1 protein-coding gene is annotated in these 1,050 nt (G+C 58.9%); it reads right to left on the reverse strand.

Annotated elements, in window-relative coordinates:
• Positions 1 to 946, reverse strand: a 946-nt coding sequence (locus A2I95_RS41845; protein ID WP_291738145.1) for a sigma-54 dependent transcriptional regulator, incomplete at its 3' end; no start/stop codon positions are given.
• Positions 947 to 1,050: the final 104 nt, after the last annotated feature.

The raw sequence follows: 1,050 nt of genomic DNA on the forward strand, positions 1-1,050 counted from the left end.
GGATATCCTCGCGCCGGTCCGCCAGCGACGGCACCGCAACCGGCACCACATTCAACCGGTGATACAGCTCCTGACGGAAGCCGCCTGCTTCGATTTCTGCATCCAGGTCCTTGTTGGTGGCGGAAACCACCCGCAGATCGACACGGATTTTGTCCGAACCGCCAACCCGCTGGAACTGTTGATCCACCAGCACTCGCAGGATTTTGGACTGGGTGCCCAGCGGCATATCGGCAACTTCATCAAAGAACACAACGCCGCCATGCGCCTGCTCCAGCAAGCCGGGTTCCACCCCGCGCTCGGAGGATTCGCGGCCGAACAGAACCTCTTCCATCCGGTCGGGTTCGATACTGGCACAGTTGACAGTGATAAAAGGCGCGGACGCCCGGTTGGAATTGGCATGAATATAGCGTGCGGCAATTTCCTTGCCGCTGCCGGCCGGTCCGGTCAGCATCACCCTGCCGTTCGACTTGGTCACCTTGTCCAACTGGCTGATCAACGTCCGGAACGACGCAGAGGTGCCGATCATTTCCGCCGGGCCTGTATCCCTGCGCTTGAGATCCGAATTTTCCCGGCGCAGACGCGAGGTTTCCATGGCGCGGCGGATCACCACCATCAGCTGGTCGATATTGAAGGGCTTCTCGATGAAATCATAGGCCCCCTGCTTGATCGCTGCGACAGCAATTTCGATGTTGCCGTGACCGGAAATGATCACCACCGGAACTTCCGGATTGTCGCGCTTAACTGCCTTCAGGATATCGATACCGTCCATCTGGCTGTCCTTCAGCCAGATATCCAGGATCATCAGCGCCGGCTCGGCGTCCTCAAGACGGGCCATGCATTCGTCGGAATTGGCAGCCTTTCGAGTGGCGTAGCCTTCATCCTCCAGAATATCCGAGACCAGTTCCCGGATGTCGCGCTCGTCATCTACAATCAGAATGTCACTCATGTCAGACCTGCTTTCACTGTGCTCTTGTTTGGCGCCGCTGCCCGGTTTGCGGCGGGCAGGCGGATTACCGCCATCGCGCCGTAATGCGCGTGTCCCTCGAATAC

This window comes from Leisingera sp. F5 (assembly GCF_001593695.1).